18 protein-coding genes and 1 tRNA gene are annotated in these 18,728 nt (G+C 71.5%); 12 read left to right on the top strand and 7 right to left on the bottom strand.

Annotation, left to right across the window (positions count from 1 at the left end):
- Positions 1–31: 31 nt before the first annotated feature.
- Entirely contained in the window at positions 32–961 is a 930-nt protein-coding gene (locus NH2_RS06315) for an MvdC/MvdD family ATP grasp protein (RefSeq protein ID WP_067649712.1), read from the bottom strand.
- Between the two features lie 334 nt (positions 962–1,295).
- Positions 1,296–1,718 carry a cupin domain-containing protein gene (locus tag NH2_RS28585; protein WP_157103633.1) on the bottom strand — a complete coding sequence of 141 codons (423 nt, stop codon included), beginning with the start codon at positions 1,716–1,718 and terminating at the stop codon, positions 1,296–1,298.
- A gap of 90 nt (positions 1,719–1,808) precedes the next feature.
- Here NH2_RS28585 and NH2_RS30380 point away from each other — a divergent pair, with 90 nt between their 5' ends.
- Complete coding sequence (locus NH2_RS30380) at positions 1,809–2,048, top strand: MarR family winged helix-turn-helix transcriptional regulator (protein WP_501193503.1); 240 nt, start codon at positions 1,809–1,811, stop codon at positions 2,046–2,048.
- Between the two features lie 40 nt (positions 2,049–2,088).
- Here the strand turns inward: NH2_RS30380 and NH2_RS06330 are convergent, their stop codons facing one another.
- A complete protein-coding gene (locus NH2_RS06330) occupies positions 2,089–2,655 on the bottom strand; it encodes a TetR/AcrR family transcriptional regulator (protein WP_067649715.1) in 567 nt (188 codons plus the stop codon).
- A 78-nt stretch (positions 2,656–2,733) separates the two neighbouring features.
- Positions 2,734–5,556 (bottom strand): aconitate hydratase, encoded by a 2,823-nt coding sequence (locus tag NH2_RS06335; RefSeq protein ID WP_067649718.1) that lies wholly within the window; start codon positions 5,554–5,556, stop codon positions 2,734–2,736.
- 306 nt (positions 5,557–5,862) lie between these two features.
- Between NH2_RS06335 and NH2_RS06340 the strand changes: the two genes are divergently transcribed.
- The 8 genes from NH2_RS06340 to NH2_RS06375 all read left to right on the top strand — a co-directional run bounded on the left by NH2_RS06340 (position 5,863) and on the right by NH2_RS06375 (position 14,157).
- Complete coding sequence (locus NH2_RS06340) at positions 5,863–6,375, top strand: Rv1476 family membrane protein (RefSeq protein ID WP_245650457.1); 513 nt, start codon at positions 5,863–5,865, stop codon at positions 6,373–6,375.
- Between the two features lie 301 nt (positions 6,376–6,676).
- Positions 6,677–8,113: an NlpC/P60 family protein gene (locus tag NH2_RS06345; RefSeq protein WP_067649723.1), complete on the top strand. Its 1,437-nt coding sequence runs from the start codon at positions 6,677–6,679 to the stop codon at positions 8,111–8,113.
- Between the two features lie 98 nt (positions 8,114–8,211).
- The gene (locus NH2_RS06350; protein ID WP_067649726.1) at positions 8,212–9,405 is read left to right on the top strand and encodes an AAA family ATPase; all 1,194 of its coding nucleotides are present in this window, start codon (positions 8,212–8,214) and stop codon (positions 9,403–9,405) included.
- A 29-nt stretch (positions 9,406–9,434) separates the two neighbouring features.
- Complete coding sequence (locus NH2_RS06355; RefSeq protein WP_067649729.1) at positions 9,435–10,388, top strand: DUF58 domain-containing protein; 954 nt, start codon at positions 9,435–9,437, stop codon at positions 10,386–10,388.
- On the top strand, positions 10,385–11,386 hold the full coding sequence (locus tag NH2_RS06360) for a VWA domain-containing protein (protein WP_067649732.1): 1,002 nt from the start codon (positions 10,385–10,387) through the stop codon (positions 11,384–11,386). Before NH2_RS06355 ends, NH2_RS06360 begins: the two co-directional genes overlap by 4 nt.
- Positions 11,387–11,489: 103 nt before the next feature.
- Positions 11,490–12,206: a 3-oxoacyl-ACP reductase FabG1 gene (gene fabG1 / locus NH2_RS06365; RefSeq protein WP_067649735.1), complete on the top strand. Its 717-nt coding sequence runs from the start codon at positions 11,490–11,492 to the stop codon at positions 12,204–12,206.
- A gap of 47 nt (positions 12,207–12,253) precedes the next feature.
- Entirely contained in the window at positions 12,254–13,084 is an 831-nt protein-coding gene (inhA, locus tag NH2_RS06370; protein ID WP_067649738.1) for an NADH-dependent enoyl-ACP reductase InhA, read from the top strand.
- Between the two features lie 20 nt (positions 13,085–13,104).
- Entirely contained in the window at positions 13,105–14,157 is a 1,053-nt protein-coding gene (locus tag NH2_RS06375; RefSeq protein ID WP_084505276.1) for a ferrochelatase, read from the top strand.
- A 61-nt stretch (positions 14,158–14,218) separates the two neighbouring features.
- Here NH2_RS06375 and NH2_RS06380 read toward each other — a convergent pair.
- Positions 14,219–14,295: transfer RNA gene (locus tag NH2_RS06380), tRNA-Met, on the bottom strand.
- Positions 14,296–14,362: 67 nt separating this feature from the next.
- On the opposite strand from NH2_RS06380, the gene NH2_RS06385 reads away from it, so the two are divergent.
- On the top strand, positions 14,363–14,986 hold the full coding sequence (locus NH2_RS06385; RefSeq protein ID WP_067649745.1) for a trimeric intracellular cation channel family protein: 624 nt from the start codon (positions 14,363–14,365) through the stop codon (positions 14,984–14,986).
- A 100-nt stretch (positions 14,987–15,086) separates the two neighbouring features.
- On the opposite strand, the gene NH2_RS06390 is transcribed toward NH2_RS06385, so the two are convergent.
- Together NH2_RS06390 and NH2_RS06395 are read right to left on the bottom strand one after the other, a co-directional pair.
- The gene (locus NH2_RS06390; protein ID WP_067649748.1) at positions 15,087–15,896 is read right to left on the bottom strand and encodes an Rv1486c family protein; all 810 of its coding nucleotides are present in this window, start codon (positions 15,894–15,896) and stop codon (positions 15,087–15,089) included.
- A gap of 77 nt (positions 15,897–15,973) precedes the next feature.
- Complete coding sequence (locus NH2_RS06395) at positions 15,974–16,801, bottom strand: DUF3097 domain-containing protein (RefSeq protein ID WP_067649750.1); 828 nt, start codon at positions 16,799–16,801, stop codon at positions 15,974–15,976.
- An 89-nt stretch (positions 16,802–16,890) separates the two neighbouring features.
- Between NH2_RS06395 and NH2_RS06400 the strand changes: the two genes are divergently transcribed.
- Both NH2_RS06400 and NH2_RS06405 read left to right on the top strand, forming a co-directional pair.
- The gene (locus NH2_RS06400; RefSeq protein ID WP_067649753.1) at positions 16,891–17,322 is read left to right on the top strand and encodes an NfeD family protein; all 432 of its coding nucleotides are present in this window, start codon (positions 16,891–16,893) and stop codon (positions 17,320–17,322) included.
- On the top strand, positions 17,322–18,611 hold the full coding sequence (locus NH2_RS06405; RefSeq protein WP_067649756.1) for an SPFH domain-containing protein: 1,290 nt from the start codon (positions 17,322–17,324) through the stop codon (positions 18,609–18,611). The genes NH2_RS06400 and NH2_RS06405 overlap by 1 nt, the downstream gene beginning before the upstream one ends.
- Positions 18,612–18,728: the final 117 nt, after the last annotated feature.

Genomic DNA, 18,728 nt, shown 5'->3' on the forward strand with positions numbered 1-18,728 from the left:
CGGCGCACGGTGGTCCGGCCGAGCACCCGGCTCACAGGTCGGCCACCGCACCGTCCCCGCGGACGAGCAGGTTCGCCAGGCTGCGGAAGATGGGGAGCTCCGCCCTGGTGGCCAGGTGGGCGAATCGGCCCTGCGGGTCCACTTCGAGGAAGTAGTACTCGCCGTCCAGGCCGATCCGCAGGTCCAGCACCCCGAAGCTGAGCCCGAGCGCGCCCATGAGCGTGGTGAGCGACTTGCCCACCGAGGCGGGCAGCCGCTCCGGGCGCAGGTGGACCGGGTGCACGCCGCGATCGCCGTGGCCGGGCACCACCCGGACCGCCCACTCCACCCCGTCCACCCAGACCACGCGCAGGTCGCACTCGGCGGCGATGTAGTCCTGGAACGCGGTCGGGGTGTTCCGGATGGCCTCGATATCGCCCAGGTCGGCATCGGTGCAGAGCCGGGTGCGGGCGCGGCCGCCCGCGTTCCCGCGCTTGCGCACCACCGCCCCCGGCCGGGAACCGACGAAGCTGCGTGCCTCGTCCGGGTCGTTGGTGATCAGGGTCTCCGGGATGGCGAAGCCGGCCCGCCCGGCGGTCTCCAGCTGCACGATGCGCCGGGACGCCGTGCGGTCGGCGCCCGGGTCGTTCACCCAGTAGGCGGGGATGGACCAGAGCAGCCCCTGCAGGAAGCCGTCGCTCTCCGACTGTGCCTCCGCGCCGCCCGTGCGCGGGACGGTGTGCCCGGTGGTGCGCCGCCACCACACCGAGCGCACGTCGTCCAGCCCGACGATGCGGGCGAGCGAGCGCGCGGTGCCGCTCCGATCCACCCGGAAACTGCCGGTGCGGGAGGGGAATTCGCGCGGGTCGAGCCGGATGGCGTTGAGGCCGTGCTGTTCTCGCACGATCGTCGCCAGTGCGGCGGCGTGCCGGTCGTCGGCGTCGGCGACCACGAGGACCGAACTCGAGCCGTGTGCTGTCACCGGCGCTCACCCCCCTCGTCGTCCCGATTGCGGAGAGTTCGCCGATGGATCGCCAGAAGCGCGGGAAAACCGGAGGGAGCGGGCGCGGGCCGAGCGGTCGGTCGCGATCATCGGGGGCTCCGTCCTGCTCGGTTCTGCTGCTCGAGGTCGGGTCTATCCGGCGAGTACCAGCTCGCCGGGATACTCGAGCCATCGCTGCCACCGTGCCCGCCGAGCCGTTGACCACCCGATGCCCCGAGTTTGCGGGCGGCCGATGCACCTGTCCGAAGCTTAGCGCCTGGCGGTGCGTTTCACGGGGCTTTGACGCGGCTCGGGCGCACGTAATGCCGGGTTGTCAACGGCGATTGGCATTGCGTTCGCGCCACCAGTCCGGGGCATCCACGAAGTGGTTGTCGAATTCCTCCTGGCTCGCGGCCAGGTCGTCGAGGGTGGACTCGCCGCGCGAGATCCGCTCCAGCAGCCGGAAGTACTCGAAGCGGCGCACGCCCGGGACCAGCGCGATGAGGATGCGGGCGCCGCTGTCCGGGGTGGCGCCGAAGGCGTGCGGCATATGCCGGGGGACCAGTACCGAGCCGCCCGCGCCGACGGTGACGATGCGGTCGCCCGCCAGCAGCTGGAGTTCTCCGTCGGCGATGTAGAAGAGCTCGTCGGAGCGGGTGTGGAAGTGCGGGGAGGCCCCGTCGGCGCCGCGCGGCACGGTGACCTCGAGCGTGCTCACGGCGCCGCCTGCCGCATCGGCGTCGATGAGCAGGCGCATGGTGACCGTGCCGCGCGGCGCCGCTCGGGCGAGCCGTTCGCGCTCAACCCCTCCGCGCTGGCCGACACGCTCATGCTCTCCAGGGCCGGGATGACCGGGCGGCTGGACCGGCTGGAGCAGGCGGGGCTGGTGCGCCGCGACGCGGACACGGCCGATCGCCGCGCGATCAAGGTGGCGCTCACGACGCAGGGGCGCGCCCTGGTGGACCGGGCGGTGCGCGCGCACACCGAGAACGAGACCAGGCTGCTCGCGGTGCTTCCGGCGGCGGACCGCAGGGAGCTGGACCGCATCGCCCGTACCCTGCTGGCGGGGTTGGAGTCCGAGGGGTAGGCCGGCCGGAGTTCGGTCCGGCCGGGCTCCGCGACCGGGCCTAGGCCCGGCGCCGGACCGAGGCCTCGACCAGGTCGAGCACCGCGGTCAGGTTCTCGTTGGTGTGCCCGGAGGCGATCCGGGCGATCAGCCCGTCGAGCACCAGGTCCAGGTAGCCGAGCAGCACGTCGGTGGGGACGTCGTCACGCAGCGCGCCCGCGGCCTTGCGGCGCTCCAGCCGGGCCAGGGTGGCCGCGGTGAGCTCGGCCGAGCGCTGGCTCCACCCGGCCCTGAACTCCGGGTCGGTGCGCAGCCTGCGCGCGATCTCCAGCCGGGTGCCGAGCCAGTTGAACTCCTCCGGGTGCGCGAGCATGTCCCGCATGACCTGGACGATGCCCTGGTTGGCGGCGACATCGGCCATCCGCTCGGCATCCTCCTGGGCGAGCGCGAGGAAGAGCGCGTCCTTGTCCCGGAAGTGGTGGAAGATCGCGCCGCGGGAGAGCCCGATCTCGTCCTCCAGCCTGCGCACGGTGGCGCCGTCGTAGCCGTACTCGGCGAAGCAGCGCCGGGCGCCGTCCAGGATCTGGCTGCGGCGCGCGGCGAGGTGGTCATCGCTGACCTTGGGCATGGGGCTCCTCGGGGGAATACGGAGCGGTCCGCGCATCGCCGCGCGATGCACGGACCCACTCCGTGACGGAACCTGAGATCAGCCGCGGATCATATTGCGCAGCACGTACTGCAGGATGCCGCCGTTGCGGTAGTAGTCCGCCTCACCGGGGGTGTCGATTCGGACCACGGCGTCGAAGGTGACCTTCTCGCCGTCCTCCTTGGTGGCGGTCACCGTCAGCGTCTTCGGGGTCTTGCCCTCGTTCAGCGCGGTGATGCCCTCGATGTCGAACACCTCGGTGCCGGTCAGCCCGAGCGACTTGGCCGACTCGCCCGCCGGGAACTGCAGCGGGATGACGCCCATGCCGATCAGGTTCGAGCGGTGGATGCGCTCGAACGACTCGGTGATCACCGCGCGCACGCCGAGCAGCCGGGTGCCCTTGGCCGCCCAGTCCCGCGAGGAGCCGGAGCCGTACTCCTTGCCGCCGAGCACGACCAGCGGGATCCCCGCCGCCTGGTAGTTCTGCGAGGCGTCGTAGATGAACGCCTGCGGGCCGCCGTCCTGGGTGAAGTCGCGGGTGTAGCCGCCCGAGACGTCGTCCAGCAGCTGGTTGCGCAGCCGGATGTTGGCGAAGGTGCCGCGGATCATGACCTCGTGGTTGCCGCGCCGCGAGCCGAGCGAGTTGTAGTCCTTGCGCTCCACGCCGTGCTCGTCCAGGTACTGCGCCGCCGGGGTGCCCGGCTTGATCGGCCCGGCCGGGCTGATGTGGTCGGTGGTCACCGAGTCGCCGAGCAGCGCGAGCACGCGGGCGCCCCTGATGTCCTCGACCGGGGCCGGCTCCATCTCCATGCCGTCGAAGTACGGCGCCTTGCGCACGTAGGTCGAGTTCTCGTCCCAGGCGAAGGTGTCGCCCTCCGGGGTGGCCAGGTTCTGCCAGCGCTCGTCGCCGTCGAAGATCGTGGCGTAGGAGTTGCGGAACATGTCCTGGCTGATCGCCGACTTGATGGTGTCGTCGATCTCCTGGGCCGAGGGCCAGATGTCCTTCAGGAAGACGTCGTTGCCCTCGGTGTCCTGGCCGAGCGGGTCGGTCTCGAAGTCGAAGTCCATGGTGCCCGCGATCGCGTAGGCGATGACCAGCGGCGGCGAGGCCAGGTAGTTCATCTTCACGTCGGGGGAGATGCGGCCCTCGAAGTTGCGGTTGCCGGAGAGCACCGCGGTGACCGAGAGGTCGTTGTCGTTGACCGCCTTGGAGATCTCCTCCGGCAGCGGGCCGGTGTTGCCGATGCAGGTGGTGCAGCCGTAGCCGCCCAGGTAGAAGCCGAGCTTCTCCAGGTAGGGCCAGAGCCCCGCCTTCTCGTAGTAGTCCGAGACCACCTGCGAGCCGGGCGCCATATTGGTCTTCACCCACGGCTTGCTGGAGAGCCCCTTCTCCACCGCGTTGCGGGCGAGCAGGGCCGCGCCGAGCATGACCGACGGATTGGAGGTGTTGGTGCAGGAGGTGATGCCCGCGACCACGACGGCGCCGTGGTCGAGCACGAAGTCGCCGCGCTCGGCCGAGCGCACCGTGACCGGCTTGGTCGGGCGGCCCTCGGCGCCGTTCGCGGCGGACGGACGGGCGTCGACCGCGCCGTCGTCGGCGAAGGAGAGCACCGCCGGGTCGCTGGCCGGGAAGGACTCCTCGACCGCCTCGTCCAGCTGGGTGTGCGGGGTGTCCGCGGCGACCGCGCCCTCGGCGTCGCTGGTGTAGTTGTGGATGTCCTTGCGGAACGCCACCTTGGACTCGCTGAGCAGGATGCGGTCCTGCGGGCGCTTCGGCCCGGCGATCGACGGCACCACGGTGTTCAGGTCCAGCTCGAGGTACTCGGAGTAGGCGGGCTCGCGCTCGGCGTCGTGCCACATGCCCTGCTCCTTGGCGTACGCCTCGACGAGCGCGAGCTGCTCGTCGCTGCGGCCGGTGAGGCGCAGGTAGTTGATGGTCTCGCCGTCGATCGGGAAGATCGCGGCGGTGGAGCCGAACTCCGGGCTCATATTGCCGAGCGTGGCGCGGTTGGCCAGCGGCACCTCGGCCACGCCCGCGCCGTAGAACTCCACGAACTTGCCGACCACGCCGTGCTTGCGCAGCATGTCGGTGACGGTGAGCACCACGTCGGTGGCGGTCACGCCGGGCTGGATCTCGCCGGTCAGCTTGAAGCCGACCACGCGCGGGATCAGCATGGAGACCGGCTGGCCGAGCATGGCGGCCTCGGCCTCGATGCCGCCGACGCCCCAGCCGAGCACGCCGAGGCCGTTGACCATGGTGGTGTGCGAGTCGGTGCCGACGCAGGTGTCCGGGTAGGCCTGGCCGTTGCGGACCATGACGGTCGGGGCCAGGTACTCGATGTTCACCTGGTGCACGATGCCCATGCCGGGCGGGACGACCTTGAAGTCGTCGAAGGCGCCCTGGCCCCAGCGCAGGAACTGGTAGCGCTCGCCGTTGCGCTGGTACTCCAGGTCGACATTGCGCTCCAGCGCGTCGGCGCGGCCGAAGACGTCGAGGATCACCGAGTGGTCGATGACCATGTCGGCGGGGGAGAGCGGGTTGACCTTGTTCGGGTCGCCGCCGAGGGTGGTGACGGCCTCGCGCATGGTGGCGAGGTCGACGACGCAGGGGACGCCGGTGAAGTCCTGCATGATCACCCGGGCCGGGGTGAACTGGATCTCGATGCTCGGGTCGGCCGAAGGGTCCCACTCGGCGATGGCGCGGATGTGGTCGGCGGTGATGTTCGCGCCGTCCTCGGTGCGCAGCAGGTTCTCCGCGAGCACCTTGAGGGCGTAGGGGAGTTTCTCGGTGCCCGGCACGGCCGAGAGGCGGAAGATCTCGTAGGAGTTGCTTCCGACCTCGAGGGTGCCCTTGGCGCCGAAGGTGTCGTTGCTCGTCGTCACGTCAGCTCCACTCGTCTATGAGGGTTGGTCATCGGCGGGGCTGTGCCGGTGACCGAGTCTTTCGAGGGTCGTGTGGCGTCCCGAAGGGCTCGGTACGCTGCTTTCCTCGCGGCTCCGACCTTAACAGTACGCTTGTCCTGTGAACGGCAGGGGGCTGCCCGGCGTGCCGCAGGCGGAGCGCCGACGGCCCGGTCGCGTACTGTGCTCTCGGGCGTGTGCCGGTCGGATGCCGGAGAACCGCTGCCACTGTAGGAACCAGGAGCCTCCGCTGTCGAGGCGACGCGAGATCGGATGGATGCGACCACCGTGACCCACTCGGTTTTCGGCCCCATGGCCACCGGCCTGCCCGAGGGCGCCGACCTCGACGAGATCCGCGCGGACCTGGCCGGCGACCACGTGGCCGCGCCGAGCGGCAAGGACCAGTCGGAGCTGGCCGATCTGGTCGCCGCGGCGCGCGCCGACGGCATCGAGCTGAGCGTGGTCGTGGTGCCGGGCAACCCGTGGCACGATTCGCAGCTGCGCGATCTCGCCACCGAGGTGGGCAAGTTTCAGCACGGCACCGTCGCGGTCTTCAGCGACGACTGGATCGGCACCGACAGCGACAGCATCAGCCGGGTCCGGCTGGAGTGGGCCGAGGACCCGGCCAAGTACAAGGGCGGCGACACCGCCGAGGCGGTCGAGGTCTTCGCGAACCGGCTGGAGCAGCCGGAGGGGATCTCCTGGGCGGTGCTGACCGGTGTGCTCATCGCCGTCACCGTGCTGCTGGTCGGCGGGCTGGCCTGGCTCAAGGCGCGCAGGCGGGCCGCCGAGCACTCCTGAGCCGACGCGCCGTCACCGCTCCGGTGGCGGCTTTTTTCGGCCCGCCGTCGAAATTCCAGCTAACTTTTAGAACGCTCGGTTCGTTTCGCGCGGAACATCCCGATACCCCTCCGGCAAATTCGTGGCAATGTCCGAATTACGCGGGTGTAGTTCACCGGGAAAAGTTCCTTCGGTAACTCCTGTGACGTACGGTTCAACGTGATGCGCCTGGGGAAATAGTGGGGGAAGGGCTTCAAAGCAACCCACGTTCCCGGCGGGTCTGCTGTTGCTTCTGAGTAGTGGTGTCCCGCTGGAGGTGCCGATGCGTAACAGTGGCAAATCGAAGAAAAGCCGTCCCCTACGCGTCGCTGCGGGATTGCTGATCGCCGCGGTGTTGCTGGTCGGCACCGGCCAGGCGCTCGCGGTGCCGCCCCCGCCGCCGAACCCCAGCGACCAGGACATCGCGCGGGCCGGGGCGGCGGTGGACTCCGGCGTCACCGAGGTGAGCGGCCTCGTCAACGAGGTCGCCGTCGCCGACCAGCAGCTGCAGGTGCTCGACGACGAGGTGGCGCGCACCCGCGAAGAGGTCAACAAGGCGCTGGTCGACCTGCAGAACGCCAGGGACACCGCGGACGCCGCCGCGGCGCACGTGACCGACACCCTGCAGTCGCTCGCCGCCGCAGGCGACCAGGTGATCCGGGCCCGCTCCGACTTCGACGACTTCGCCACCGAGGCGTACACCCGCCCCGGCGCCACCTCCATGGTGAGCTACCTCTCCGCCGCCACCCCGGACGCCGCGCTGGACCGGGCCCAGGTGCTCGACCTGGTCTCCAGGCGGCAGCAGTCGGTGCTGGACGGGCTGCGCCGCGCGCAGATCGATCAGGGCAACCGGAATTCCGAGGCGCGCCACGCCAAGTCGGTCGCCGACACGGCCGCCGCCGACGCCGAGGTCAAGAAGGACGCGGCGCAGAACGCGGTGACCGCCGCGACCGCCGAGCTGGACCGGCAGACCGTGCAGCGGAATGTGCTGCAGCAGGCCCGCGACGCCGCCCAGGGCCGGCTGGACGCGGCGCGCTCCACCGTCTCCGGGCTACAGGACCAGCGCGCGGTCTGGATCGACTGGGATCGGCAGCGCAAAGCCGAGGAGGCGGCCATCAGGGCGGCGGCCGCGGCGGCCGCCGCCCGCGCCGCCGTCGACCAGGCCGCGCGCGACCGCGCCGCCACCCTGAACCAGGGCAGCAGGCCGCACACCCAGCTGGAGGCGACGCCGTCCACGCCGGGCAAACCGAAGAAGCCCAAGCCCGCCAAGCCCTCCTCGCCCTCGGTGCACGGCTCGGCGGCGGTGGAGACCGTGGTGGACCGCGCCATGTCCCAGCTCGGCGTCACCTACGCCTGGGGCGGCGGCGACGAGGACGGCCCCACCCTCGGCATCAGGGACGGCGGCGTCGCCGACCAGCACGGCGACTACAAGAAGGTCGGCTTCGACTGCTCCGGGCTGATGCTCTACGCCTTCGCAGGCATCGGGGTGGCGCTGCCGCACTACAGTGGCTACCAGTACAACGCGGGCACCCGCGTCCCGGTCGAGCAGCGGCGCCGCGGCGACATGCTCTTCTGGGGCGCGGGCGGGAGCCAGCACGTCGCGCTCTACCTCGGCGACGGCACCATGATCGAGGCACCGCAGTCCGGCGACGTCGTGAAGGTGTCGCCGGTCCGCACGGGCGGGATCATGCCGTACGCGGTGCGGATCGTCACCGGCTGACCGGGTGCGCGGCCTGCGAAGTCGCACCGGTTGCGGCGCAGCGGCCCATTACCTGGAATAGTTGTGGCAGCACGCACAGGACCGAGGCGAAAGCGGGGATGTTGGTGACTTCGACGGATGGTGTGAGCGGGGTAGGTCTGGCGAAGGAGTCGCCCGCACCCGGCAGCACCCTGGAGCGTGACGTGCAGCTCCTCGAGAAGGCGATCTACGAGGTCAAGCGGGTCATCGTGGGTCAGGACCGGCTCGTGGAACGGCTGCTCGTCGGCGTGCTCGCGCGCGGCCACGTGCTGCTGGAGGGCGTGCCCGGCATCGCCAAGACGCTCGCCGTCGAGACCTTCGCCACCGTGGTCGGCGGCTCGTTCTCCCGGGTGCAGTTCACCCCGGACCTGGTGCCGACCGACCTCGTCGGCACCAGGATCTACCGCCAGGGCAGGGAGGAGTTCGACACCGAGCTCGGCCCCGTGGTCGCGAACTTCGTGCTCGCCGACGAGATCAACCGCGCCCCCGCCAAGGTGCAGTCGGCGCTGCTCGAGGTGATGGCCGAGCGGCACGTCTCGATCGGCGGCAAGACCTACCCCATGCCGGATCCGTTCCTGGTCATGGCGACCCAGAACCCGATCGAGAGCGAGGGCGTCTACCCGCTCCCCGAGGCGCAGCGCGACCGCTTCCTCTTCAAGGTCGTGGTGGATTACCCCACGGTCGAGGAGGAGCGCGAGATCATCTACCGGATGGGCGTCACCCCGCCCACCGCGAACCGGATCCTCACCCCCGAGGACCTGATCCGGCTGCAGAAGCTCGCCGCCGACACCTTCGTGCACCACGCGCTCGTCGACTACGTGGTCCGGGTGATCGCCGCGACCCGCAAGCCGCTGGAGTTCGGCATGCAGGACGTCGCGAGCTGGATCGCCTACGGCGCCTCGCCGCGCGCCAGCCTCGGAATCATCGCCGCCGCCCGCTCGGTGGCGCTGATCCGCGGCCGCGACTACGTGGTCCCGCAGGACGTGGTCGAGGTGATCCCGGACGTGCTGCGGCACCGGCTGGTGCTCTCCTACGACGCGCTGGCCGACGAGGTCTCGCCGGAGGACGTCATCCGGCGGGTGCTGCAGACCGTCGGGCTGCCGCAGGTGGCGCCGCAGGCGGTCGCGGGCAGCAACGGCGCGGGTGCCCCGCCGGTCCCGGCCCAGCAGCAGCCGAACCCGGCGCAGCAGCAGGCCGTGCCGCCGCAGCCCGCCCCGCAGCAGCAGCCGTACGGCACGCCGGTCCCGCAGGCCGCCAACAACCAGTCGCAGTGACGGCGGCCTCCGAACCGGCTGCCCGCGTGATGAATCCGACCCACGCCCCGCCCTCGTTCCGGGCCGGCGAGCTCACCGACCCGAAGCTGACGGCGGCGCTGAAGACACTCGAGCTCACCGTGCGCAGGCGGCTCGACGGCGTGCTGCACGGCGACCACCTCGGGCTCATCCCCGGCCCCGGCTCGGAGCCCGGCGAGGCCAGGATCTACCAGCCCGGCGACGACGTGCGCCAGATGGACTGGTCGGTCACCGCCCGCACCACCAACCCGCACGTCCGGCAGATGATCGCCGACCGGGAGCTGGAGACCTGGATCGTGGTCGACCTCTCGGCCAGCCTGGATTTCGGCACCGCGCTCTGCCAGAAGCGCGATCTCGCCATCGCCGCCGCGGCCGCCGTCACCCACCTGACCAGCGGCGGCGGCAACCGGATCGGCGCGGTGGTCGCGACCGGCGAGCGGCTGGTGCGGATCCCCGCGCGCAGCGGTCGGGTGCACGCGCAGTCGCTGCTGCGCGATATCGCCACCACCCCGCACGCCGCCGACGGGGTGCGCGGCGACCTGAGGGCGGGCATCGAGTCGCTGCGCAGGCCGCAGCGCAAACGCGGCCTCGCGGTGATCATCAGCGACTTCCTCGGCGATATCGACTGGCAGCGCTCGCTGCGCGCCATCTCGGCGCGGCACGACCTGCTCGCCGTCGAGGTGCTCGACCCCCGTGACCTGACCCTGCCGGACGTCGGCGACGTGGTGCTGCACGACCCGGAGACCGGGCGCACCCGCGAGTTCACCGTCACGAACACCCTGCGGGCCGATTACGCGGCCGCCGCGGAGCAGCACCGTACCCAGGTGGAGCAGGCGCTGCGCAGCTGCGGTGCGCCGGTGCTCCCGCTGCGTACCGACCGGGACTGGATCGCCGACGTGGTCCGGTTCGTGTCCACCCGGCGCCACAGCTTCGGCGCCCCGACCGGCGGGGTGCCCCGGCAGTGAGCATTTCCCACTTCACCACACCGATCTGGCTCGGATTCCTCGCCGTCGTCGCGCTCATCGTGCTCGGCTACGTGCTGGTGCAGCGCGGCAGGCACCGGCAGATGCTGCGCTTCGGCAACATGGAGCTGCTGGAGAAGGTCGCGCCTGCCAGGCCGAGCCCGTTCCGGCACGCGCCGATCGCGCTCATGCTGGTCGGGCTGATCTTCCTGACCATCGCCGCGGCCGGGCCGACCAGCGTGCAGAAGGTGCCGCGGAACCGCGCGACCGTCATGATCGTCATGGACGTCTCGCTCTCCATGGAGGCCACCGACGTCGCGCCGAACCGGCTGCAGGTCGCGCAGAAGGCGGGCAAGGACTTCGTCGACGGGCTCCCCGAGGGGCTGAACATCGGCTTTGTGAGCTTCGCGGGCACCGCCTCGGTGATGGTCTCGCCGACGACGAACCACGAGGCGGTGAAGGCCTCCATCGACAATGTGAAGCTCGCCGAGCGCACCGCCACCGGCGAGGGCATCCTGACCGCGCTGCAGGCCATCGACACGCTCGCCTCGGTGCTCGGCGGGGCGCAGGAGCCGCCGCCCGCCCGGATCGTGCTGATGTCGGACGGCAAGCAGACCGTTCCCGACTTCAACGACCAGGACGATCCCCGGCACGAGTTCGTCGCGGCCCGGCTGGCCAAGACCAAGAACGTCCCCATCTCGACCATCTCCTTCGGCACCAAGTGGGGCGTGGTGCACATCCCGCGGCCCGAGGGCGGCACCGACGACGTCCGGGTCGAGGTGGACGACGACGCCATGCGCGAGATCGCCCGCCTCTCCGGCGGCGAGTTCTACACGGCGTCCTCGCTGCAGGAGCTGACCTCGGTCTACGACACCCTGGAGGAGCAGATCGGCTACGAGCTCACCAGGGGTGACGCCAGCCGCCCCTGGTTGCTGCTCGGCATGCTGCTCGTCGCCGCCGGCGTGGTCACCGGGCTGCTCCGGCGCCAGCGGCTGCCGTGATCCGTTGTGCTGTCTCACACGGCGGCGGCGGTGCGCGAATGACGGTCGGACAAACCTGGTGGCCTCGTCGTGATCTCGGGATTCGAGCGGGTAGGTTGATCGCATGTCGAACACCACATCCCGTTCGGTCCTGGTGACCGGAGGAAACCGCGGCATCGGGCTCGCGGTCGCCCAGCGTCTGCTCGCCGACGGTCACAAGGTCGCCGTGACGCACCGTGGTTCGGGGGTGCCCGACGGGCTGTTCGGGGTGAAGTGCGATGTCACCGACAGCGCGTCGGTGGACGCCGCGTTCACCGAGGTCGAGCAGCACCAGGGGCCGGTCGAGGTGCTGGTCGCGAATGCCGGGATCACCGACGACACGCTGCTCATGCGGATGGACGAGGAGCAGTTCACCCGGGTCCTCGATGCCAACCTGACCGGCGCCTTCCGGGTGGCCAAGCGCGCGAACCGCGCCATGCTGCGGGCCCGCTGGGGCCGGATGATCTTCCTCGGCTCGGTGGTCGGCCTCGGCGGCGGCCCCGGCCAGATCAACTACGCCGCCTCCAAGGCGGGCGTGGTCGGCATGGCCCGCTCGATCACCCGCGAGCTCGGCTCGCGCAGCATCACCGCGAACGTGGTGGCGCCCGGCTTCATCGAGACCGACATGACCGCCGAGCTCGGCGACGACCTGCGCGACACCGCGAAGAAGTTCATCCCGCTGCAGCGGCTCGGCAAGCCGGAGGACGTCGCCAATGTGGTGAGCTTCCTGGCCTCCGAGGACTCGGCCTACGTCTCCGGCGCGATCATCCCGGTCGACGGCGGCATGGGCATGGGGCACTGACCCCCGCTTTCCGACACTCTCACGAACCTCAGGAGAACCGAGAACCCATGGGCGGACTGCTCGAAGGCAAGACCATCCTGATCACCGGGATCATCACCGACGCGTCCATCGCGTTCCGCGCGGCGGCGATCGCGCAGGAGCAGGACGCGACCGTGCTGATCACCGGGATCCCGGAGCGGCTGCGGCTGATCGATCGGATCGCCAAGCGGCTCCCGAAGGAGGTCCCGCCCGCGATCGGCCTCGACATCACCAACGAGGACGACCTGAACGCGCTGGCGGGCAAGGTCCGCGAGCTGGCCCCGCAGGGCCTGGACGGCGTGCTGCACTCCATCGCCTTCGCCCCGCGCACCCTCATGGGCCCCGAGGCCAAGCCGTTCCTGGAGGGCCCCGGCCCGGACGCCGCCAAGGCCTTCGAGATCTCGGCCTGGAGCTACGCCTCGCTGGCCCGCGCGGTGCTCCCGGTGCTGAACGAGGGCGCCTCGCTGGTCGGCATGGACTTCGACCCGCGCACCGCCATGCCGTACTACAACTGGATGGGCGTGGCCAAGGCCGCGCTGGAGTCGGTGAACCGGTACGTGGCGCGCGAGGTCGGCGAGGCCAAGCGGGCCCGCTCCAACCTGGTCGCCGCGGGCCCGATCAAGACGCTGGCCGCCAAGGCCATCGCGGGCACCGCCACCGACGACGCGGCCAAGCTGAACCAGCTCAACGAGTACTGGGACGGTGCCTCGCCGATCGGCTGGAACGTGGACGACCCGACCGCGGTGGGCAAGTCCATCGTGGCGCTGCTCTCCGACTGGCTGCCCGCCACCACCGGCTCCATCGTCTACGTGGACGGCGGCGCCAGCCACAACACCTGGCTCCCGGAGAGCTTCAACTGACCGACCCCGAGGAGGCTCCCGTGGCCGCACAGGCCGACGCACTCTTGCTGCTGTCGTTCGGCGGCCCGGAGCGTCCCGAGGACGTGATGCCGTTCCTGGAGAACGTGACCAGGGGCCGCAATGTCCCCCGCGAGCGGCTGCTCGCGGTCGCCGAGCACTACCACCACTTCGGCGGGCGGTCGCCGATCAACGAGCTCAACCTGGCGATCATCGCCGCGGTCGAGGCGGAGCTCGCGGCCGCCGGGCTGGAGCTGCCGGTGTACTTCGGCAATCGGAACTGGCACCCCATGGTGGAGGACACCGTGCGCCGGATGGCGGCCGACGGGGTGCGCTCGGCGCTGGTCTTCCCGACCTCGGCGTGGGGCGGGTACTCCGGCTGCCTCCAGTACCACGAGGACATCGCCCGTGCCCGGGGTGCGGTGGGCGATTCCGCGCCGCGGCTGCTGAAGCTGCGGCAGTACTTCGACCACCCGCTGCTCATCGCGGCGTTCGCGGACGCCGTCGAAACCGCTGTGGCCGAGCTGCCCGCCGATCGGCGCGACCGGGCACGGCTGGTCTTCACCGCGCACTCCGTTCCGGTCGCCGCGGACGGCACCGCGGGCCCGCCCGCGCTCGGCGGGCACCTGTACTCCCGCCAGGTCACCGAGGCGGCCCGGCTCTGCGCCGAGGCGGCCGGGTTCGCCGACTTCGACGTGGTGTGGCAGTCCCGCTCCGGCCCCCCGCACATCCCGTGGCTGGAGCCCGACATCGTCGACCACCTGGACGCGTTGAGCGGCAAGGGAATCGACGCCGTCGTGGTCTGCCCGATCGGCTTCGTCTCCGACCACCTCGAGGTCATCTGGGATCTGGACAACGAGGCCGAGGAGCGCGCCCGCGAACTCGGTATGGCCTTCGCCCGCGCCGGCACCCCCGGCGCCGACCCCCGCTTCGCCCAGCTGGTCCTCGAGCTGATCGACGAGCACCTCGCCGCCGCCCCCGCCCGCAAACTCGGCACCGTCCCCGGCTTCGGATCGACTGCTGACGGCACCCCGTGCGCCGTCGGCTGCTGCGCACCCCCGCGACGCCCTTCCTGAGCGAAGGCGAGCTGGTGCCGAAAGCAGGAGTGGCCCCGGAGAGATTTCTCCGGGGCCACGGTGGTAGCGGGGACAGGATTTGAACCTGCGGCCTCTGGGTTATGAGCCCAGCGAGCTACCGAGCTGCTCCACCCCGCGTCGCATCCCCTACGTTACACACCGCCCGCCGAGAAGCGAAATCGCCTGCATACGGCACGATGCTGTGATGCTGCCGGAAATCCTGAACGGCGCGGGCATCGCCGTCTTCGCCGCCTCTGGCGCCCTGGTCGGGGTGCGCAAGGACCTCGATCTGTGGGGCATCCTCACGGTCGGCGTGCTGACCGGGGTGGGCGGGGGCATCCTGCGCGACGTGCTGCTCGGCCGGGTACCGCCGGTCGCGGTGCAGGACTGGGTGCCGATCGGCATCGCCTCGCTCGCGGCGCTGCTGGTCTTCTTCTTCCATCCGGCCTTCACCGCGCTGCGCCGGACGATCCTGGTGTTCGATGCCATCGGGATGGGGCTCTTCGCCGCCACCGGCGCCGCGATCGCGCTCGACCTGCACAGCAGCCCGTCGGCGGCGGCGCTGGTCGGGCTGCTCACGGCGGTGGGCGGCGGCATCCTGCGGGACGTGCTGGTCCGCGAGATCCCGTTGCTGCTGCAGCCATCGGATCTGTACGCGGTGCCCGCGGTGCTCGGGGCGGCGATCGTGGCGCTCGGCGGCACCTACACCGCCGTCGCGCAGTCGGTGTGGCTGGTCATCGGCGCGGTGGCGGCGACCGTGCTGCGGCTGCTCGGCCTGCTCTTCGGCTGGCGGCTGCCGACGGCACCCCGGCCCCGGTTCCCGGGTTGAGCGGCAGCCGGGCCGAAGGGCGCGCGGATCGCTGCCGAACAGTGCCGCGCGGCGGGTCCGCAGGCGGGGCGTGCCGTGCCGTGCCGCCGAACGGCGGTCCTCAGGTGGGGCGTGCCGCGGCGTGCACGGCGACCAGCCGGGCGGCGCGAATGGCGTCCCAGAGCGGGCGCAGCAGCGTCTCCTGCGCACCGTGCGAGCTGGCCGAGGTGGGGCGCGCGGCCGGTTCCCGCTGCGCCACGGTGAGAATGGCGGCGACATGGTCGGCGGTGTCCAGAATTCGCCTGGCGCGCAGCGGAACCGAGTCCGGGTAGTCGTGCCGGGAATAGTCGGCGAGCTCGGCCTCGATCAGCTCGCGCGGATCGCCGGAGCCGCCGCCCATGGCGGTGGTGTGCAGCTGCTGCAGCGCGTCGGCAGCATCCCGGACGGCCTCGCGCATGGCGTACTCGGCCTCGCCGAGCGACATGTCCTGGCCGTGCTCGGGCCGTACCGGCGCGCTGTAGACGGTCCACTGCAGGGTGCCCTCGTCGGTCCAGTGCGGAATCAGCCCGGTGCCCTCGCCGCCGGGGACCCCGATCAGCAGCCCCTCCTCGGCCTCCAGTGCGTCCGCGGCGAACGCGGTGCCCGGCGGCAGGCCGCGCAGGTCACCGGGGACCGGGAGGACCAGCCGCATGCGGGCGCCCGGCTCGGCCATCGCCTCGCGGATCACCTTGAGTAGCGCCATGATTCCGGCTCCGGCATTGCCGTGCGCGGACCAGGGCAGGTCGGTGCGGCCGCCGGTCACCGGGTCGCCCGCCGCGATGGTGTGCGTCGGCGACCAGGCCTGCAGCGCCTCCAGGACGTCGTCGGGTGCGCTGCAGCCGGCCAGCCAGGAGCCGGCCCAGACCGTCAGCGTGGCACTGGGGGAGCACATGACATTCGAGCATAGAGGCTGTCCGCGAGCGGCGGGCGACGTCGAGGGCGGCACCGGCGCAACCGGGCGAACGGCGGTCACTCCGGTTCGGTGACGAAGTCGATCAGCCGCTCCACCGCGCCGATCAGCGGCGATTCCAGATCGCGGAAGCTGTGCACCGCGGCCTGCACCCGCCGCCAGCCGTCCTGTGGCGAACCCCACCGCAACCGGGTGCAGATCCCGGTCTTCCAGTCCTCGCCGCGCGGTACCTGCGGCCACTCCGGGATCCCGAGCGCGGCGGGCTTCACCGCCTGCCACACGTCGACGTAGGGATGCCCGGTGACCAGCACATACGGCCCGAGCCCCTGGGTCAGCCGGTCCTCCTTGGTCCCGGTCACCAGGTGGTCGACGAGCACCCCGACCCGGCGGCCGGGGCCGGGGCCGAACTCGGCGAGCCGGGCGGCCAGGTTGTCCAGCCCCTCCAGGTGCTCCACCACCACGCCCTCGACCCGCAGGTCGTGCCCCCAGACCCGCTCCACCAGCGCGGCGTCGTGCACGCCCTCGACCCAGATCCGGCTGCCCCGCGCGACCCGGGCGCGCAGCCCCTCCACCCGGGTGGAGCCGGAGGCCGAGCGGGTCGGCGCCGCGGGCGCCGCCGCAGCCGGGCGCACCAGGGTGACCGGTTCGCCGTCGAGCAGGAACGCCGCCTCGCGCAGCGCGAACAGCCGGACCACGCCGCGCCGGTCCTCCAGCTTCACGAACTCGCCGTCGTAGCTGCGGTCGAATCCGACCACGGCCCCGCAGAATCCGCTCGCCGCGTCCTCCACCACCAGGTCGCGCTCGGCGGTGACCTCCGGAACCGCGCGCCGCTTCGCCCTGGAATGCCCCGAGAAGATATCGCCGCCGTACCTGTCGCGCCCGCTCACGGCTCCCGAAACTACCCCGCGGCCCGCCGGTTCCGGCCGCGCCGCGCGCAACCGCGCGCAACGTCGGCCCCGGCGGCTAGAGTTGGGGCGTGGCCGCAATCGTCTGGCTGGTCGCGGGCATCCTGCTCGCGGCGGCCGAGATCTTCACGGGGGAGCTGACCCTGCTCACGCTGGGGCTGGCCGCGCTCGGCACCGCGGGGGTGAGCGCGGCGTTCGACACCTCGCTGGTCGTCGACGCGCTGGTATTCGCCGCCATCACGCTGGTACTTTTCGCCGGGGTGCGGCCGGTGCTGCGGCGCAAGTTCGGCACGCCGCCGCCGATCGCCACCAACGTGGACGCGCTGCCCGGCAAGACCGCGCTGGTACTGCAGCGGGTGGCCGAGCACGCCGGGCAGGTCAAGATCGACGGCGAGGTGTGGACCGCGCGCCCGCTGAATCCGGACGAAACCTACGACGAGGGCGCCAGCGTGTACGTGATGAAGATCGACGGCGCGACCGCCGTCGTCTGGAAGGGGCCGTAATGGCTGTACTGATCGTCGCCGCCGTCCTGGTCCTGCTGGTCGTGGTGGTGGTGTTCAAGTCGATCGCGCTGGTGCCGCAGGCCGAGGCCGCGGTCATCGAGCGGCTCGGCCGCTACTCGCGCACCGTCTCCGGTCAGCTGACGTTCCTGGTCCCGTTCGCGGACCGGGTGCGCGCCAAGGTCGACCTGCGCGAGCGGGTGGTCTCCTTCCCGCCGCAGCCGGTGATCACCCAGGACAACCTGACGCTGCAGATCGACTCGGTGGTGTACTTCCAGGTCACCAGCCCGCAGGCGGCGGTCTACGAGATCAGCAACTACATCGCGGCGGTCGAGCAGCTCACCGTCACCACGCTGCGCAACGTGGTCGGCGGCATGACCCTGGAGGAGACGCTCACCTCCCGCGACGAGATCAACAGCCAGCTGCGCGGGGTGCTCGACGAGGCCACCGGCCGCTGGGGCCTGCGGGTCGCCAGGGTCGAGCTCAAGGCCATCGACCCGCCGCCGTCGATCCAGGAGTCGATGGAGAAGCAGATGAAGGCGGACCGGGAGAAGCGGGCCATGATCCTCACCGCCGAGGGCACCCGGGAATCCCAGATCAAGACCGCCGAGGGCCAGAAGCAGGCGCAGATCCTGGCCGCCGAGGGTGGCAAGCAGTCCTCGATCCTGGCGGCCGAGGGCGAGCGGCAGAGCCGCATCCTGCGGGCCCAGGGCGAGCGCGCCGCCGCCTACCTGCAGGCGCAGGGCCAGGCGAAGGCGATCGAGAAGGTGTTCGCCGCGATCAAGTCCGGCAAGCCGACCCCGGAGCTGCTCGCCTACCAGTACATGCAGACGCTGCCGCTGGTCGCGAAGGGCGACGCCAACAAGGTGTGGCTGGTGCCGAGCGATTTCGGCAAGGCGCTGGAGGGCTTCGCGAAGAGCTTCGGCAGCCAGGGCGCGGACGGCGTCTTCCGCTACGAACCGCCCGCCGCCGACACCGCGCAGAGCCGCCCGGAGGACGGCGACGACGAGGTCGCCGACTGGTTCGACACCGCGCCCGACCCGGACATCGCGCAGGCGGTGCGCGCCGCCGAGGAGACCGCCCGTACCCCGGTGGACGCCTCCCCGCCCACCGGGAGCGTCAGCAGGCGCGAGCCCTCGCCGCACCAGCCGGTGCTCCCGCCGCAGCAGGCCTTCCCCCCGGCGCAGCCGCAGCAGCCCGAGCCGCAGCCGGAGCCGCAGCAGCGTCCGCCCGCACCCCGGGCGGACGACCCGCACGGAAAGCCGTGGCAGCCGCCGGGCACCTTCCAGTAGCGAAACGGGGCGAGACCGAGCGGTCTCGCCCCGTTCCGGCTTTCGCCACGGTGACGTGGACGCGAACATCCGTCTGTGCGATTGACGAACGGGCACAGCGGGTTTTCTAATGGTCGG

The organism is Nocardia harenae NBRC 108248 (assembly GCF_001612885.1).
Taxonomy (GTDB): Bacteria; Actinomycetota; Actinomycetes; order Mycobacteriales; family Mycobacteriaceae; genus Nocardia; species Nocardia harenae.

Bases quoted from the DNA above. Each gene is read 5' to 3' on its own strand.
- NH2_RS28585 (WP_157103633.1), bottom strand. From the start codon at position 1,718: ATGCGCCTGCTCATCGACGCCGATGCGGCAGGCGGCGCCGTGAGCACG.
- NH2_RS30380 (WP_501193503.1), top strand. From the start codon at position 1,809: ATGACCGGGCGGCTGGACCGGCTGGAGCAGGCGGGGCTGGTGCGCCGC.
- NH2_RS06330 (WP_067649715.1), bottom strand. From the start codon at position 2,655: ATGCCCAAGGTCAGCGATGACCACCTCGCCGCGCGCCGCAGCCAGATC.
- NH2_RS06345 (WP_067649723.1), top strand. From the start codon at position 6,677: ATGCGTAACAGTGGCAAATCGAAGAAAAGCCGTCCCCTACGCGTCGCT.
- NH2_RS06350 (WP_067649726.1), top strand. From the start codon at position 8,212: ATGTTGGTGACTTCGACGGATGGTGTGAGCGGGGTAGGTCTGGCGAAG.
- NH2_RS06355 (WP_067649729.1), top strand. From the start codon at position 9,435: ATGAATCCGACCCACGCCCCGCCCTCGTTCCGGGCCGGCGAGCTCACC.
- fabG1 (WP_067649735.1), top strand. From the start codon at position 11,490: ATGTCGAACACCACATCCCGTTCGGTCCTGGTGACCGGAGGAAACCGC.
- inhA (WP_067649738.1), top strand. From the start codon at position 12,254: ATGGGCGGACTGCTCGAAGGCAAGACCATCCTGATCACCGGGATCATC.
- NH2_RS06385 (WP_067649745.1), top strand. From the start codon at position 14,363: ATGCTGCCGGAAATCCTGAACGGCGCGGGCATCGCCGTCTTCGCCGCC.
- NH2_RS06390 (WP_067649748.1), bottom strand. From the start codon at position 15,896: ATGTGCTCCCCCAGTGCCACGCTGACGGTCTGGGCCGGCTCCTGGCTG.
- NH2_RS06405 (WP_067649756.1), top strand. From the start codon at position 17,322: ATGGCTGTACTGATCGTCGCCGCCGTCCTGGTCCTGCTGGTCGTGGTG.